This window comes from Agromyces sp. Root1464, from assembly GCF_001427265.1.
Classification (GTDB): Bacteria; Actinomycetota; Actinomycetes; order Actinomycetales; family Microbacteriaceae; genus Agromyces; species Agromyces fucosus.
Window position 1 is genome coordinate 596,263 of the sequence record NZ_LMFU01000002.1, and the last position, 15,562, is coordinate 611,824.

At 68.7% G+C, this 15,562-nt stretch carries 13 protein-coding genes; 5 read left to right on the top strand and 8 right to left on the bottom strand.

What is annotated here, in order from left to right; all coding sequences use genetic code 11:
- Nucleotides 1-50 precede the first annotated feature (50 nt).
- Nucleotides 51-1,256: a thiolase family protein gene (locus ASD23_RS08600; RefSeq protein WP_056009388.1), complete on the top strand. Its 1,206-nt coding sequence runs from the start codon at nucleotides 51-53 to the stop codon at nucleotides 1,254-1,256.
- The gene (locus ASD23_RS08605) at nucleotides 1,256-3,394 is read left to right on the top strand and encodes a 3-hydroxyacyl-CoA dehydrogenase NAD-binding domain-containing protein (RefSeq protein ID WP_056009390.1); all 2,139 of its coding nucleotides are present in this window, start codon (nucleotides 1,256-1,258) and stop codon (nucleotides 3,392-3,394) included. Before ASD23_RS08600 ends, ASD23_RS08605 begins: the two co-directional genes overlap by 1 nt.
- A gap of 126 nt (nucleotides 3,395-3,520) precedes the next feature.
- Here the strand turns inward: ASD23_RS08605 and dxs are convergent, their stop codons facing one another.
- The 5 genes from dxs to dut all read right to left on the bottom strand — a co-directional run bounded on the left by dxs (nucleotide 3,521) and on the right by dut (nucleotide 10,487).
- Complete coding sequence (dxs, locus tag ASD23_RS08610; protein WP_056009392.1) at nucleotides 3,521-5,470, bottom strand: 1-deoxy-D-xylulose-5-phosphate synthase; 1,950 nt, start codon at nucleotides 5,468-5,470, stop codon at nucleotides 3,521-3,523.
- 129 nt (nucleotides 5,471-5,599) lie between these two features.
- On the bottom strand, nucleotides 5,600-8,410 hold the full coding sequence (gene acnA / locus ASD23_RS08615) for an aconitate hydratase AcnA (RefSeq protein WP_056012802.1): 2,811 nt from the start codon (nucleotides 8,408-8,410) through the stop codon (nucleotides 5,600-5,602).
- A 156-nt stretch (nucleotides 8,411-8,566) separates the two neighbouring features.
- Nucleotides 8,567-9,406: a DUF3159 domain-containing protein gene (locus ASD23_RS08620; RefSeq protein ID WP_082571525.1), complete on the bottom strand. Its 840-nt coding sequence runs from the start codon at nucleotides 9,404-9,406 to the stop codon at nucleotides 8,567-8,569.
- 5 nt (nucleotides 9,407-9,411) lie between these two features.
- Nucleotides 9,412-10,005: a DUF3710 domain-containing protein gene (locus ASD23_RS08625; protein WP_056012805.1), complete on the bottom strand. Its 594-nt coding sequence runs from the start codon at nucleotides 10,003-10,005 to the stop codon at nucleotides 9,412-9,414.
- 23 nt (nucleotides 10,006-10,028) lie between these two features.
- Nucleotides 10,029-10,487, bottom strand: a complete 459-nt coding sequence (dut, locus tag ASD23_RS08630) for a dUTP diphosphatase (protein WP_056009395.1) — start codon at nucleotides 10,485-10,487, stop codon at nucleotides 10,029-10,031.
- Between the two features lie 38 nt (nucleotides 10,488-10,525).
- Here dut and ASD23_RS08635 point away from each other — a divergent pair, with 38 nt between their 5' ends.
- Nucleotides 10,526-10,990 (top strand): DUF3093 domain-containing protein, encoded by a 465-nt coding sequence (locus ASD23_RS08635; RefSeq protein ID WP_056009397.1) that lies wholly within the window; start codon nucleotides 10,526-10,528, stop codon nucleotides 10,988-10,990.
- On the opposite strand, the gene ASD23_RS08640 is transcribed toward ASD23_RS08635, so the two are convergent.
- A complete protein-coding gene (locus ASD23_RS08640; RefSeq protein ID WP_056009399.1) occupies nucleotides 10,987-11,280 on the bottom strand; it encodes a DUF4193 domain-containing protein in 294 nt (97 codons plus the stop codon). The genes ASD23_RS08635 and ASD23_RS08640 overlap by 4 nt on opposite strands.
- A 195-nt stretch (nucleotides 11,281-11,475) precedes the next feature.
- On the opposite strand from ASD23_RS08640, the gene sepH reads away from it, so the two are divergent.
- Complete coding sequence (gene sepH, locus ASD23_RS08645) at nucleotides 11,476-12,540, top strand: septation protein SepH (protein ID WP_056009401.1); 1,065 nt, start codon at nucleotides 11,476-11,478, stop codon at nucleotides 12,538-12,540.
- A 166-nt stretch (nucleotides 12,541-12,706) separates the two neighbouring features.
- Nucleotides 12,707-12,994: a hypothetical protein gene (locus ASD23_RS08650; protein ID WP_056009403.1), complete on the top strand. Its 288-nt coding sequence runs from the start codon at nucleotides 12,707-12,709 to the stop codon at nucleotides 12,992-12,994.
- On the opposite strand, the gene ASD23_RS08655 is transcribed toward ASD23_RS08650, so the two are convergent.
- The gene (locus ASD23_RS08655; protein WP_082571315.1) at nucleotides 12,995-14,248 is read right to left on the bottom strand and encodes a benzoate/H(+) symporter BenE family transporter; all 1,254 of its coding nucleotides are present in this window, start codon (nucleotides 14,246-14,248) and stop codon (nucleotides 12,995-12,997) included.
- Nucleotides 14,249-14,272: 24 nt separating this feature from the next.
- Nucleotides 14,273-15,550, bottom strand: a complete 1,278-nt coding sequence (gene clpX / locus ASD23_RS08660; RefSeq protein ID WP_056009405.1) for an ATP-dependent Clp protease ATP-binding subunit ClpX — start codon at nucleotides 15,548-15,550, stop codon at nucleotides 14,273-14,275.
- Nucleotides 15,551-15,562 lie beyond the last annotated feature (12 nt).

The following is a 15,562-nucleotide window of genomic DNA, read 5'->3' on the forward strand; positions in this document are numbered from 1 at the left end:
TCAGCGGCGTTCGTAGGATCGAAGCATCCTGACCGAAAGTGAGCTGCAGCGTGGCTGATCAAGCTGAAGTCGTATTCGTCGACGGGGTCCGCACCCCGTTCGGCAAGGCCGGCGACAAGGGCATGTACTGGAACACCCGGGCCGATGACCTCGTCGTGAAGGCGATCGTCGGACTCCTCGAGCGCAACCCGAACATCCCGAAGGACCGCATCGACGACGTCGCCATCGCCGCGACGACCCAGACCGGCGACCAGGGCCTCACCCTCGGCCGCACGGCCGCGATCCTCGCCGGCCTGCCCAAGACCGTGCCGGGCTTCTCCATCGACCGCATGTGTGCAGGCGCCATGACGGCCGCCGCCATGATGTCGGGCTCGATCGGCTTCGGCATGTACGACATCGCCATCGCCGGCGGCGTGGAGCACATGGGCCACCACCCTATGGGCTCAGGTGTCGACCCGAACCCCCGTTTCCTCAGCGAGCGCCTCGTCGGCGAGGACGCCCTCGTGATGGGGGCCACGGCTGAGCGCATCCACGACCGCTTCCCGCAGCTCACGAAGGAGCGCAGCGACCGCTTCGCCCTCGCGAGCCAGCAGAAGACGGCGGCGGCCTACGCCGCGGGCAAGATCCAGCAGGACCTCGTGCCGGTCGCGATCCGCACCGAAGAGGGCTGGGGACTCGCCACGCGCGACGAGGTCATGCGTCCCGAGACGACGCTCGAGGGCCTCGCAGCCCTGAAGACGCCGTTCCGCCCGCACGGCCGCATCACGGCCGGCAACGCCTCGGGCCTGAACGACGGTGCCACCGCTGCGATCCTCGCCTCGGGCGCCGCAGCGAAGGAGTTCGGCCTCTCGCCGAAGATGAAGCTCGTCAGCTACGCCTTCGCGGGCGTCGACCCCGAGATCATGGGCATCGGCCCGATCCCCGCCACCGAGAAGGCGCTCCGCAAGGCGGGCCTCTCGATCGAGGACATCGGCATCTTCGAGATGAACGAGGCGTTCGCGGTGCAGGTGCTCTCCTTCATGGACCACTACGGCATCGCCGACGACGACGCCCGCGTCAACCCGTGGGGCGGCGCGATCGCGGTCGGCCACCCCCTCGCCTCCTCGGGCGTGCGCCTCATGAACCAGCTCGCGAGCCAGTTCACCGAGCGTCCCGACGTCCGCTACGGCATCACCAGCATGTGCGTCGGACTCGGCCAGGGCGGCACCATGGTCTGGGAGAACCCGAACTACGACAAGAAGGCGAAGAAGGCCTGATGACCGACTACACGAAGATCGACTTCGACTCGCTCGCCGCCCTCTCCGACGACGAGGTCGTCACGCACTCGTTCGTGCGCGACGTGCCGATCTCGGGCGGCAAGACGCTCGCCCTCGTCACCCTCGACAACGGCCGCGACCACACCCGCCCGAACACGCTCGGCCCGGTCTCGCTGCTCGAGTACGCGAAGACCCTCGACGAGCTGAAGGCGCGCGCCGCAGCCGGCGAGATCCACGCCGTGGCGATCACGGGCAAGCCGTTCATCCTCGCCGCTGGTGCCGACCTGTCGAAGGTCGCCGAGATCCCCGACCGCGACACCGCGCGCAAGATGGGCCAGCTCGGCCACTTCGCGCTCGGCAAGGCATCGGAACTCGGCGTCCCGTCGTTCGTGTTCATCAACGGCCTCGCTCTCGGCGGCGGCCTCGAGATCGCGCTGAACGCCGACTACCGCACGGTGGATGCCTCGGTGCCCGCCGTGGCCCTTCCCGAGGTGTTCCTCGGTCTCATCCCCGGTTGGGGCGGCGCGTACCTGCTGCCGAACCTCATCGGCATCGAGAACGCCCTCAAGGTCGTCATCGAGAACCCCCTGAAGCAGAACCGCACGATGAAGGCCGACGACGTGATGGAGCTCGGCATCGCCGACGCGAAGTTCGACTCGGTCGCCTTCCTCGAGGACTCGATCAAGTGGGCCGACGGCGTCGTCTCCGGCCGCATCAAGGTGAAGCGCCCGAACGAGCCCGGCAAGGTCGAGCGCCTCGTCAAGTGGGATGCCGCGATCGCGATCGCCACGAAGATGCTGAAGAGCCGCATCGGCTCGGTTCCGAAGTCGCCGTACGCGGCGCTCGAGCTCATGAAGGCCGCCAAGAGCGGCACGAAGGCCGAGGGCTTCGAACGCGAAGACGAGGTGCTCTCCGAGCTCATCGTCGGCGACCAGCTCCAGGCCTCCATCTACGCCTTCAACCTCGTGCAGAAGCGGGCCAAGCGCCCCGCGGGCGCGCCCGACAAGGCGATCGCCAAGAAGGTCACGAAGGTCGGCGTGCTCGGTGCCGGCTACATGGCGAGCCAGCTCGCCCTGCTCTTCGTGCGCCGCCTGCGCGTGCCGGTCGTCATCACCGACATCGACCAGGCACGCGTCGACAAGGGCGTGGCCTACATCGCGGAAGAGATCGACAAGCTCCTCGAGAAGAGCCGCATCTCCCCCGACGAGGCGAATCGCCTGAAGGCGCTCGTCACGGGCACCACCGACAAGGCGGACTTCGCCGACTGCGACTGGGTCATCGAGGCCGTCTTCGAAGAGCTCGAGATCAAGCAGAACGTCTTCGCCGAGGTGGAGCAGTTCATCTCGCCCGAGGCCGTGCTCGCCACGAACACCTCGTCGCTGTCGGTCGAGCAGATCGGCGCGAAGCTCGCGCACCCCGAGCGCCTCGTGGGCTTCCACTTCTTCACCCCGGTCGCAGTCATGCCGTTGATCGAGGTCGTGAAGACGCCGCACACCGATGAGGCGACGCTGTCGACCGCCATGGTGACCGCGAAGAACCTTCGGAAGAACGCCGTGATCACGGCCGACACGCCCGGCTTCGTCGTCAACCGGCTCCTGGCCGTGCTGCTCGGCGAGGCGATGCGCGCGGTCGACGAGGGCACCTCGTTCCAGACCGTCGACGAGGCGATCGCACCGCTCGGCCTGCCAATGGCCCCGTCGGCGCTGCTCGACCTCGTGGGCCTGAAGGTCGGCGCGCACGTGCTCGACACCCACCACGCCGCGTTCCCCGAGCGGTTCTACCGCAGCGAGAACCTGCACAAGCTCGCCGACTACGGCAAGCTGCTCGACAAGGACGACAAGGGCAAGGTCAAGGGCTTCGACAAGGGCGCCCTGAAGCTCGTCGCCGGCGGCAAGAACCCGCGCTCGGCCGACGACATCCTCGTGGCCCTGCAAGACGGTCTCGCTCGCGAGGTGCGCCTCATGCTCGACGGCGGGGTCGTGGCAGCTGCCGAGGACATCGACCTCTGCATGGTGCTCGGCGCCGGCTTCCCGTTCCAGATGGGCGGCCTGACGCCGTACCTCGACCGGGTCGGCGCGTCCGAGCGGGTCTTCGGCGACACGTTCCACCACCCGACGATCACGGGCGTGGGCGCGTAGCCACCAGCTCCACGAGAACGGCCCCTGGCGAGAGCCAGGGGCCGTTCCTCGTTCCGGGCGCTGCACACGCCGGGGCATCCGCTCACTGCGGCTCGCGTCGCGCGAGCGCGAACAGGGGCGCTCGCGTCAGACGCGCGGTTGCGGGCGCGTGTCGGTCGAGACGCCCGTATCGACGCCGGCACCGCGCGCATGCGGCAGCTTCGAGCCGAGCACCATCGCGGTGACGTCGCGCGCGATGTGCTGCGGCGTGAGGCCGACGCGCTCGAGGATGTCGCCGCGCGAGCCGTGATCGAGGAACTCGTCGGGAAGGCCGAGCTCGGTCACCGCGGTGTCGACTCCGGCCTCCCGCAGGTCTTGGCGGATGCGTGTTCCGATGCCGCCGACGCGGATGCCGTCTTCGATGCTGACGACGAGGCGGTGCTCCGCTGCGAGCTCCATGATGCTGCGGGGCACCGGCACGACCCAGCGGGGGTCGACCACGGTGGCGCTGATGCCCTGCGCCTCGAGACGCTCGGCGACCTGGAGACCGGTCTCGGCCATCGGGCCGACGGTGACGATGAGCACGTCCTTGCGCTCCGACTCGGCGAGCACGTCGACGCCGTCGTCGGTGCGCCGCACCGCGTCGAAGTCGACGCCGACGGTGCCCTTCGGGAAGCGGATGACGGTGGGCGCGTCGTCGACGGCGACGGCCTCGCCGAGCTCTTCGACGAGACGGACCGAGTCACGGGGCGCCGCGATGCGGATGCCGGGGACGACCTGCAGGATCGAGAGATCCCAGACGCCGTGGTGGCTGGGCCCGTCGGGACCGGTCACGCCGGCGCGGTCGAGCACGAAGGTGACGCCCGCCTTGTGCAACGCCACGTCCATGAGCACCTGGTCGAACGCGCGATTGATGAACGTCGCGTAGACGGCGACGACCGGGTGCAGCCCACCGAATGCGAGACCCGCAGCGGATGTCGCGGCGTGCTGTTCGGCGATGCCGACGTCGAACACGCGACTCGGGAACCGCTCGGCCATACGGTGCAGGCCGGTCGGGCGCAGCATCGCCGCGGTGATGCCCACGAGGCGATCGTTGCTCTCGGCGAGGTGCACGAGCTCGTCGGCGAAGACGCTCGTCCACGACGGCGCCGACGCCGTCTCGAGGGACTCCCCGGTCTCGGGGTCGATCTGGCCGACGGCGTGGAACTGGTCGGCCGCGTCGCGCAGGGCCGGTTCGTAACCACGGCCCTTGTCGGTGATCGCGTGCACGATGACCGGCGCTCCGTAGTCTCTCGCCTGTCGGAGCGCCTCCTCCATGGCGTGTTCGTCGTGTCCGTCGATCGGCCCGATGTACTTGATGTCGAGGTTCGAATACAGGGCCTCGTTGTTGGTGAAGCGGGCCAGGAACCCGTGCAGACCGCCGCGAACACCGCGATAGAGCGCCCTGGCCGGTGCACCCATGCGGTCGAACGCGCGGCGACTCGAGAGGTGCAGGTTGCGGTAGGTCTGCTTCGTGCGCACGGTGTTCAGGAAGCGCGCCATGCCGCCGATGGTCGGGGCGTAGGAGCGACCGTTGTCGTTGACGACGACGATGAGCTTGCGCGTGTTGTCGTCGGAGATGTTGTTGAGCGCCTCCCACGTCATGCCGCCCGTGAGCGCGCCGTCGCCGACGACCGCGATGACGTGCCGGTCATACTGGCCGGTCATCTCGAAGGCCTTGGAGATGCCGTCGGCCCACGACAGCGAGCTCGAGGCGTGAGAGCTCTCGACGATGTCGTGCTCGGACTCGGAGCGCTGAGGGTAGCCCGCGAGGCCGCCCGTCTTGCGGATCGTGGAGAGGTCGCGCCGCCCCGTCAGCAGCTTGTGCACGTACGACTGGTGCCCGGTGTCGAAGACGACGGCGTCGCGCGGCGACTCGAACACCCGGTGGATCGCGATCGTGAGCTCGACGACCCCGAGGTTCGGTCCGAGATGGCCACCCGTCTTCGAGACGGACTCGACGAGGTACTCGCGGATCTCGCGCGCCAACTGATCGACCTGTTCGGGACTCAGCGCGTCGAGATCACGAGGTCCCGAAATGGTCTCGAGCAGGGTCATGCAATTGCCTCCGAAGGGTTGCGGGCGGTGCCGCTGGACGGGACGAGTCTACGCCGGGCTGGCTGCGAAGCCGGGCAGAGAAGGGGGCGATCGGCAAGATGCCGACCGCCCCGAATCTCTGTGCGCGTGCTAGACGAGCGAACGCAGCACGTACTGCAGAATGCCGCCGTTGCGGTAGTAGTCGGCCTCACCCGGAGTGTCGATGCGCACGACCGCGTCGAACTCGACCGTCTGCTTGCCGGCCGGCGAGTGCTCGCTCGGCGCCGCGACGACGTGCACCGTCTTCGGGGTCACGCCCTCGTTCAGCTGCTCGAGCCCCGAGATCGAGACGATCTCGGTGCCGTCGAGGCCGAGGGACGACCAGCTCTCGCCCACGGGGAACTGGAGCGGAACGACGCCCATACCGATCAGGTTCGAGCGGTGGATGCGCTCGAAGCTCTCGGTGATGACGGCCTTCACGCCGAGGAGGCTCGTGCCCTTGGCCGCCCAGTCGCGCGACGAGCCGGAGCCGTACTCCTTGCCGCCGAAGATGACGAGCGGGGTGCCCTGTGCCTGGTAGTTCTGGCTCGCGTCGTAGATGAACGACTGCGGCGCGTCGGCCTGCGTGAAGTCACGCGTGTAGCCGCCCTCGACGCCGTCGAGGAGCTGGTTCTTCAGGCGGATGTTCGCGAACGTGCCGCGGATCATGATCTCGTGGTTGCCGCGACGGGAGCCGTAGGAGTTGAAGTCCTTACGGTCGACGCCGTGCTCGGTCAGGTATCGACCGGCGGGGCTGTCGGCCTTGATCGAACCGGCCGGGCTGATGTGGTCGGTCGTGACCGAGTCACCGAGCTTGGCGAGCACGCGGGCGCCGGCGATGTCGCTGACGGGCGTCGTCTCCATGGTCATGCCGTCGAAGTACGGGGGCTTGCGCACGTACGTCGACTCGGCGTCCCATTCGAACGTCGCGCCGGTCGGCGTCTCGAGCGAACGCCACCGCTCGTCGCCGTCGAACACGCCTGCGTACTGCGTGACGAACATGTCCTTGTTGATCGAGGTGTCGATCGTGTGCTGCACCTCGGCGGCGTCGGGCCAGATGTCCTTCAGGAAGACGTCATTGCCGTCGGTGTCCGTGCCGAGCGAGTCGACCTCGAAGTCGAAGTTCATCGAACCGGCGAGAGCGTACGCGATCACGAGCGGCGGGCTCGCGAGGTAGTTCATCTTCACGTCGGGGTTGATGCGACCCTCGAAGTTGCGGTTGCCCGAGAGCACCGCGGTCACGGCGAGGTCGGAGTCGTTGACCGCCGCCGAGATCTCGTCGAGCAACGGGCCCGAGTTGCCGATGCAGGTCGTGCAGCCGTAGCCGACCGTGTAGAAGCCGAGGGCCTCGAGGTCGTCGGTGAGGCCGGCCTTCTCGTAGTAGTCGGTGACGACCTTCGAGCCGGGAGCCAGGGTGGTCTTCACCCACGGCTTGGCCTTCAGGCCCTTCTTCGCCGCATTCCGGGCGAGGAGGCCCGCGGCGAGCATGACCGACGGGTTCGAGGTGTTCGTGCACGAGGTGATCGCCGCGATCGCGACGGCACCGTGGTCGAGCACGAACTGCTCACCGGTGCCGAGCGTGACATCCGTCGGCTTCGAGGCCGTCGTCGGAGCGTGGCTCTTGTGGTGGTGCTCGTGCTGGCTGTACTCGTCTTCGGGCGAGTTGCCGGGCGGGTCGGAGGCCGGGAACGACTCGGCGCCCTCGAGGTCGACGAGGTCGTGGTCGACGGTCGCGTAGTTCAGGAGGTCCTTCTCGAAGGCGCTCTTGGACTCGGAGAGCTCGATGCGGTCCTGCGGACGCTTCGGGCCGGCGATCGACGGAACGACGGTCGAGAGGTCGAGCTCCATGTACTCGCTGAACTCGGGCTCGCTGTCGGCGTCGTGCCAGAGCTTCTGCGTCTTGGAGTAGGCCTCGACCAGGGCGATCTGCTCGTCGCTGCGGCCCGTGAGGCGCAGGTAGTCGAGGGTGACGTCGTCGATGGGGAACATCGCGGCGGTCGAGCCGAACTCGGGGCTCATGTTGCCGATGGTGGCGCGGTTGGCGAGCGGCACGGATGCCACGCCCGAACCGTAGAACTCGACGAACTTGCCGACCACGCCGTGCTTGCGGAGCATGTCGGTGATCGTGAGCACGACGTCGGTCGCGGTGACGCCCGTGGGGATCGCGCCCGAGAGCTTGAAGCCGACGACCTTGGGGATGAGCATCGAGACGGGCTGGCCGAGCATCGCGGCCTCTGCCTCGATGCCGCCGACGCCCCAGCCGAGCACGCCGAGGCCGTTGACCATGGTGGTGTGCGAGTCGGTGCCGACGCAGGTGTCGGGGTAGGCCCGGAGCACGCCGTCGACGGTGCGCGTGAAGGTGACCTTCGCGAGGTGCTCGATGTTGACCTGGTGCACGATGCCGGTGCCGGGCGGCACGACCTTGAAGTCGTCGAACGCCGTCTGGCCCCAACGGAGGAACTGGTAGCGCTCGCCGTTGCGCTCGTACTCGATCTCGACGTTGCGCTCGAGTGCGTTCTCGGTGCCGAAGAGGTCGGCGATCACGGAGTGGTCGATGACCATCTCGGCGGGAGCGAGGGGGTTGATCTTGTTGGGGTCGCCGCCGAGGGCGACGACCGCCTCGCGCATCGTGGCGAGGTCGACGATGCAGGGAACACCGGTGAAGTCCTGCATGACCACGCGCGCCGGCGTGAACTGGATCTCGGTGTCGGGCTCGGCGGTGGGGACCCACGAACCGAGCGCCTCGATCTGCTCCTTGGTGACGTTCTTACCGTCTTCGGTGCGCAGGAGGTTCTCGAGCAGCACCTTCAGGCTGAACGGAAGCTTCTCATGCCCTGGCACGGTGTCGAGCCGGAAGATCTCGTAGGACTCATCACCGACGCGGAGCGTGTCCTTCGCCCCGAAACTGTTCACTGCAGACACGATGTCCTCTCCTTCGCGGATGCCGCCGGACATGCAGGCGGCACTCCATCTTCTCCGTCAGACATGGGGCTGTTCCAGCAAGGGTAACCTAAGCCACTCGCCCGCCGACAGGCCTCGCACGGTGTGCGGATTTATCTTGACGTCGAGATAACTCTATCACTCGGCGGAGCGGGCGGATGACGGGTAGATTGCCCGCACGACGAGCCACGAGAAGACCAGCACCAAGGCGTAGAGAGGTACGCCCATGAGCAGTCGCGTGGCCCCGAGGGCCTCCACGTTGTCGACGAGGTAGAAGGGCACCTGCACCGCGAGACGCGCGACGAACAGCCCGATCCAGACGAGCGTGAGGAACTGGGCGGCGCGGTACTTGCGCTTGTCCTGCTTCCAGGCGACGCCGTCGCCCATGAGGAAACCGACGATCAGGCCGATCGCGGGCCAGCCCACGAAGAGGGACACGGTCAGCGCGAGCGCGTAGGCGGCGTTCGTGTAGAAGCCGATCACGTAGTTGTCGCGGGCGTCGCCCGACCAGAGCGCGAGCGCTGCGGAGGCGAGCACGCCGATGAGGCCGGCGATGGCCTGGGTCGGCTGCCCCTTGGTCACGAGACGCGCGACGGTGAACACGACGGCGAGGCCGACGGATGCCACGAGGGCGGGCACGAGCGCCGCCTGCGGGTCTTGGCCGGCGAAGCTCGTGAGCCCGCTGTAGACGATGAGGAACACGAGCCCGGGCAGCAGGGCCTCGAGGATGCCGCGCACGCCGCCGACTGCGGTGAGGAGGTCGCGCCCGCTCAGCTTCTCGTCGCGCGCGAGCGCACCGAGGCCGCTCTTCTCGGCGGCTGCGGCGAACTGCCGGCCGAACTCGCCGGCCGCACTGCCGGTTCCGGCATCGACGTCGGCTTCGGCTTCGGCCTCGGCCTCGGCCTCGGTCGGACGTTCCGCCGGGGCATCCGCTCGCTCGCCCTCGTCGGGGCGCGGCGAGCCGTCGGCGTTCGCCATCGTGGTCACACCGTGGGCGCACCCGCGGAGGACGCGGGCATGCGCAGCGGGATGAGGTCGCGCGGCGGCATGGGGGTGCTGCCGCGCACCACGACGATTGAGCGGAAGAGGTCTTCGACCTTCGCCGCCGCCGTGGGGTCGACGGCCGCCTCGCCGGCGATGACGCCGCGGAGGAACCACCGGGGCCCGTCGACGCCGATGAAACGAGCGAGGCGCATCTGACCCTGCTGCCCCTCGCCTGCGGCGACGGGGATCTGCGCGAGCAGCTCGGGTCCGAACGAGCCCTCGCGCACGGTGGTCGAACCGCCCTGGCGCGCGATCTGGTCGGCGATCTGCGCACGGATCTCGTGCCACAGTCCGCTCGAGCGCGGCGCCGCGAACGGCTGCACCTGCAGGGTCGAGTTCGCGTAGTCGAGGCCGATCGCGACGACGCGCTTCGTGCCCTCCTCGACCTCGAGGCGGAGGTGGAGCCCGTCGCGCGGCAGCACCTTCACTCCGCCGAGATCGACGTACGGGCGAACGGGGTTCGCCTCGGCCTCGTCGAACGGGCCCGCTTCCGCGCGGTCCTCGGGTGCGGACTTGGGCTGTTCGGCGGGCATGTCGCCGCCGGTTTCGATGTCGCTCACGCGTTCACTCCTGACTTGTGCTCCCCGAAACCGGTGGAGCCGAATCCTGCTTCGCCGCGCAGACTGCCGGGCAGCCGCTCGACCTCGACGAATCGAGCGCGGCTCACCGGCATCACGACGATCTGGGCGATGCGGTCGCCGACCTCGATCGTGTGCGCCTCGCGGGCGTCGGTGTTCAACAGTGCGACCTTGATCTCGCCGCGGTAGCCGGCATCGACCGTGCCGGGTGCGTTGACGATCGTGATGCCGTGCTTGAAGGCCAGGCCCGAGCGCGGCACGACGAAGGCGACGTAGCCGTCGGGCAGGGCGATCGCGACGCCGGTGCCGACCGTGGCGCGTTCGCCGGGGCCGAGCACGACGGACTCTGAAGCGTGGAGATCTGCGCCCGCGTCGCCCGGATGGGCGTAGTTCGGCACGCGGTCTGCAGTGATCAGCACATCGACGGAATCGGTCACTGTTCGAGGGTAGTGCAGAAGTCTGGTCGAATAGAGCCATGCCCGACTACCGCGAGAAACTCTGGCCGACGCCCTGGATCTACGTCGTCAGCCTGCTGCTGATCCCGTCCAGCATCCTGGTCCTGGCGCCCGTCTCGATGCCCGCGGGCATCGCCACCGGGCTGATCCTCTACGGCGCGACGGTCGCAGCGCTCAGCGTGACCGCGCCCGTCGTCGAGGTGGCCGACGGGCGACTCCGGGCGGGGCGCGCGTCGATCGCGCTGGCGGACACGGGCGTCGCGACCGGGGCGACGGATGCCGCGGCTCGCGTCGAACGCGGCACAGGTCTCGACGCGCGGGCGTTCCTCGTGATCCGCGGCTGGGTGCAACCCGTCGTGCGGGTGCCGATCACCGACCCGTCGGACCCCACGCCCTACTGGCTGGTCTCGACGCGTCATCCCAAAGAACTGGCCGCCGCGATCAATGGATCGCGACGGCCTGAAGGTACCGAGCCTGGCGTCTAGGACGCGCACTCCAAGCAGATCGGTCCGAGCTTCGTCTCGTGGTCCATCTGCGAACGGTGCTTCACGAGGAAGCAGTTCACGCAGGTGAACTCGTCGGCTTGCGGTGGAAGCACCACGACGTCGAGTTCGACGTCGGAGAGATCGGCACCAGCGAGGTCGAACCCACCGGGGTTATCGGCATCGTCGACATCCACTACGCCCGACATCTTGTCGGGGACGCGCTCCTTGAGGGCCTCGATCGACTCGGAGTCGTCTTCGGTCTTCCTCGGTGCGTCGTAATCCGTTGCCATTCCCATCCATTTCTTCATCGCCGATGATTCGGCGGCCATAGTCTGCATCAAATCGGTGGCGTTAGCAAACCACTTTCGCAGCGTGTCCACAGCTGCTACGTGCTCAACTTCCGGCGCGCCCGTCCTATTCCCACGAGCACCCATCCGGACGTGGCATCCTTGGGCGGAGACGAAAGCACGGAAGGGCTTGTCGCGATGCAAGAACTCAAGGTAATCGGAGTCGAGAACGGCGCGTTGCTCGCCGCTTCCGACGATGGAGCGCGCTTCCGAATCGAGATCGACGAGGTGCTGCAATCACGCATCCGTCAGGCGCAACCCGAGCAGCACGTCGGACCCAAACCCTCGCCCCGCGAGGTGCAGGCCCACATCCGAGCCGGCATGTCGGCCGAGGAGGTCGCCCAGGTCACCGGCGCGGCCATCGACTACATCCGACGATTCGAGGGGCCGGTGCTCGCTGAGCGCGAGCACATGGTCACCTCCGCCCTCGCCGTGCCCGTGCACGTCACCACCGAGTCCGACCCGGCCGACGAGCCGCCGTCGTTCGGCGGCGTCATCCGCGAACGCCTCGCGCAGCTCGGAGCCCACGGTGAACGTTGGGCGAGCTGGAAGGACGAGGAGCGGGGCTGGATCATCAAGCTCGAGTTCACCGCCGAGACCATCGACCACGACGCCCGCTGGAGCTTCGAGCCCCGCAAGCAGGCGCTGCAGCCGCTGAACTCCGAGGCGGTCACGCTCTCGCAGCAGGGCGAGATGAAGGGCGGGCTCATCCCCCGGCTCCGCGCCGTCGGCCCCGAGTCCGAGGAGTCGCGCTTCGACAGCGGTGCGTTCACCTTCGAGGAGCCCGAACACGGCGACTTCGACACGGCGCCGCACCTCGAGCCGCTTCCGTACGCACGTACGCCTCAGACATCGAGCCCCGCAGTCGCCCGCGCCGCGATCAAGCGAGCGGATGAGCCGAAGCAGACGCTCGGCGAGACCGCCGACCTGCTCGAGGCGCTGCGCCGGCGGCGCGGCGAACGCGAGGCAGCAGGCAGCGAGCCCGAGCGCCCGCAGGCCGCTCCCGCCCCGGCACCCGCGCAGGAGACCCCCGAGCTCGAGCAGCCCGAGGAGAAGCCCGGCACCGCCGCACGCAGCATCTGGGGCGGCAAGGGCGTCTCGGCCAGTCCCGGCGCCCGCGGAGGCTCCAAGAAGGGCCGCGCATCAATGCCGAGCTGGGACGAGATCGTCTTCGGCGCGCGCACGGACGACGACCTGGCCTGACTCCGGCGGCACCACCGAGCGCACTCGTCGAACGCCGTCGTGCTTCTGCACGGCGGCGTTCCGCGTGCCAGCACGTCGAACGCCGTCGTGCTTCTGCACGGCGGCGTTCCGCGTGCCAGCACCCGGTGGTATCATTCGAACATATCTTCGAATCGGTGAGGTGCCCATGTCGCTCGTCCAGGAGTACGTCGAGCTGTGGACCAGCGACGACGGGCGCCCCGTGCGACTCGTCTGGCGTGCCCGACGGTTCCGGGTGAGCGATACACCGACCACCCTCGTCGGCCCGTGCGACTGGTGGGCGCCGGTGGCCCGGCACGATGTGTCTCCCGGGCGTCCGCCGTTGCAGATCACCGGATGGCGCTTCCAGGCGAGTGCCGACGACGGCGAGACCCGTGTCTTCGATGTCCGCCGACGCGACGAAGATCGCTGGGAGCTCGTGCGCGTCTTCGACTGATCAGGCGTGCTCTGGGTCGCGATCCAGCTCTTCGTCGCCTGAGCCGGTCGTTGCGGCCCCCGCAGAGGGCGCTGCTGCGGCTGGCCCCTGTGCCGGCGCGGCGGGACCCGCCGCTCCCCTGCCGATCCACAGCATGAGCACCCCGCCGACGACGAGACCCCAGAACGCGGAGCCGATGCCGACGACGGCGACGCCCGACGCAGTGACGAGGAAGGTGCCGATCGCGGTGATGCGCTGGCGCGGATCCTCGAGCGCGCCGGTCAGCGCGGTGACCATCGCCCCGAGCAGGGCGAGCCCGGCGACCGCGGTGATGATGATCGGCGGCGAGGCCTGCACGACGGCGGCGGCGAGCCCGGCGCCGGCGCCCAGCGCGAGGTAGACGATGCCCGAGGTGAAGGTCGCCACCCAGCGCCGACGCGGATCGGGGTTCGACTCGGGGCTCGCCATGATCGCCGCCGTGATCGCTGCGAGGTTCAACGCGTGTCCGCCGGCGAACGCCGCGCCCACCGAGGCCACGCCCGAGGCGACCAGCACCGGCCTCGGCGCGAGCCGGTAGCCGAACGTCGACATCACGGCGAACCCGGGCACGTTCTGCCCGGCCATCGTCACGATGAAGAGCGGGAGGCCGAGGCTCACGATCACGAACGGGTCGAAGACCGGAGCGACGAACTGGAGCTGCGGCCGGACCGCCTCGCTCGCGAGCACGGCGGGGCCCGCCAACACGGCGATGCCGATCACCGCGACGAGCATCGCGGCCGGCACGGCCCAGCGCGGTGCGAGGCGTGCGAGGAGCAGCCAGACGAGCACCATCGGCACGGCGATCGCCGGCTGCTCGACGGCGGCGAACACGGGGGCCACGCAGATCGGGAAGAGGATGCCTGCGAGCATCGCGCTCGCAATGGGCTTCGGGATACTGGTGATCGCTCGTCCGAGGGCGGGCCAGAGCCCGGCGAGCACGATGAGCACGCCGCAGACGATGAACGCGCCGATCGCGGCGGCGAACTGCTGCGTCGTCGCCGCCGCGGCGACGAGGAGCGCCGCGCCGGGCGTCGACCAGGCGAACGAGACGGGCATGCGCGTCGCGAGCGGCAGCACGATGCAGAGCAGACCCGTCGCGATGCAGAGCGCGAAGAGACCGGATGCCGCCTGCGTCTCGGAGGCGCCCACTGCGATGAGGCCCGCGATCACCAGGGCGAAGGAGCTCGCGAATCCGGTGATGGCCGCGATGACGCCCGCGACGACGGTGTGGAAGATGGGTGGCGCTCGCTCTCGGCCGGGCTACGCCGACTTCTCGGTGCGGCGCTGCTTGGCGTGCGGCACGATCGTCGGCGCGGCGTTGTCGAGCACCGCCGCCTTCGTGACGACGACGCGGGCGACGCCGGTGGAGGACGGCACCTCGAACATGATCGGCCCGAGCACCTCCTCCATGATGGCTCGGAGCCCACGGGCGCCCGTCTGACGCAGCACCGCGAGATCGGCGATCGCCTGCAGCGCCTCCTCTTCGAAGTCGAGCTCGACGCCGTCGAGCTCGAACATGCGCTGGTACTGGCGCACGAGCGCGTTGCGCGGCACCGTGAGGATCTCCATGAGGGCATCCCGGTCGAGCGGCATGACCGTCGCGACGACCGGCAGACGACCGATGAACTCGGGGATGAGACCGTACTTGTGGAGGTCCTCGGGGAGCACCTCGCTGAAGATGTCGGCTTCTTCCTCCTTGTTGTGGAGTGGTGCGCCGAACCCGATCCCACGCTTGCCGGCACGCGAGGAGATGATGTCTTCGAGGCCGGCGAACGCGCCGGCCACGATGAACAGCACGTTCGTCGTGTCGATCTGGATGAACTCCTGATGCGGGTGCTTGCGGCCCCCCTGCGGCGGCACCGAGGCGACCGTGCCCTCGAGGATCTTGAGCAGCGCCTGCTGCACACCCTCGCCCGAGACGTCCCTCGTGATCGAGGGGTTCTCCGCTTTGCGGGCGATCTTGTCGATCTCGTCGATGTAGATGATGCCCGTCTCGGCGCGCTTGACGTCGAAGTCGGCAGCCTGGATGAGCTTCAGCAGGATGTTCTCGACGTCTTCACCGACGTAGCCGGCCTCGGTCAGCGCAGTCGCGTCAGCGACGGCGAACGGCACGTTGAGCTGCTTCGCGAGCGTCTGCGCGAGGTAGGTCTTGCCGCAACCCGTGGGGCCGATGAGCAGGATGTTGGACTTGGAGAGCTCGACGTCGTCTCTGGCGTCGGCCGAAGTCAGGGCGGTGCGGGCGCGCACGCGCTTGTAGTGGTTGTAGACCGCGACGGCGAGTGCCTTCTTCGCGGCCTCCTGGCCGATGACGTACTCCTCGAGGTAGCCGAAGATCTCCTTCGGCTTCGGCAGTTCGAACTCGCCGGCTTCGGTCTCGCCGGCCTCGGCGAGCCGCTCCTCGATGATCTCGTTGCAGAGCTCCACGCACTCGTCGCAGATGTAGACGCCGGGTCCGGCGATGAGCTGCTGCACCTGCTTCTGGCTCTTTCCGCAGAACGAGCACTTGAGCAGGTCGGCGCTCTCTCCGATGCGTGCCATCGAAACCCTCCC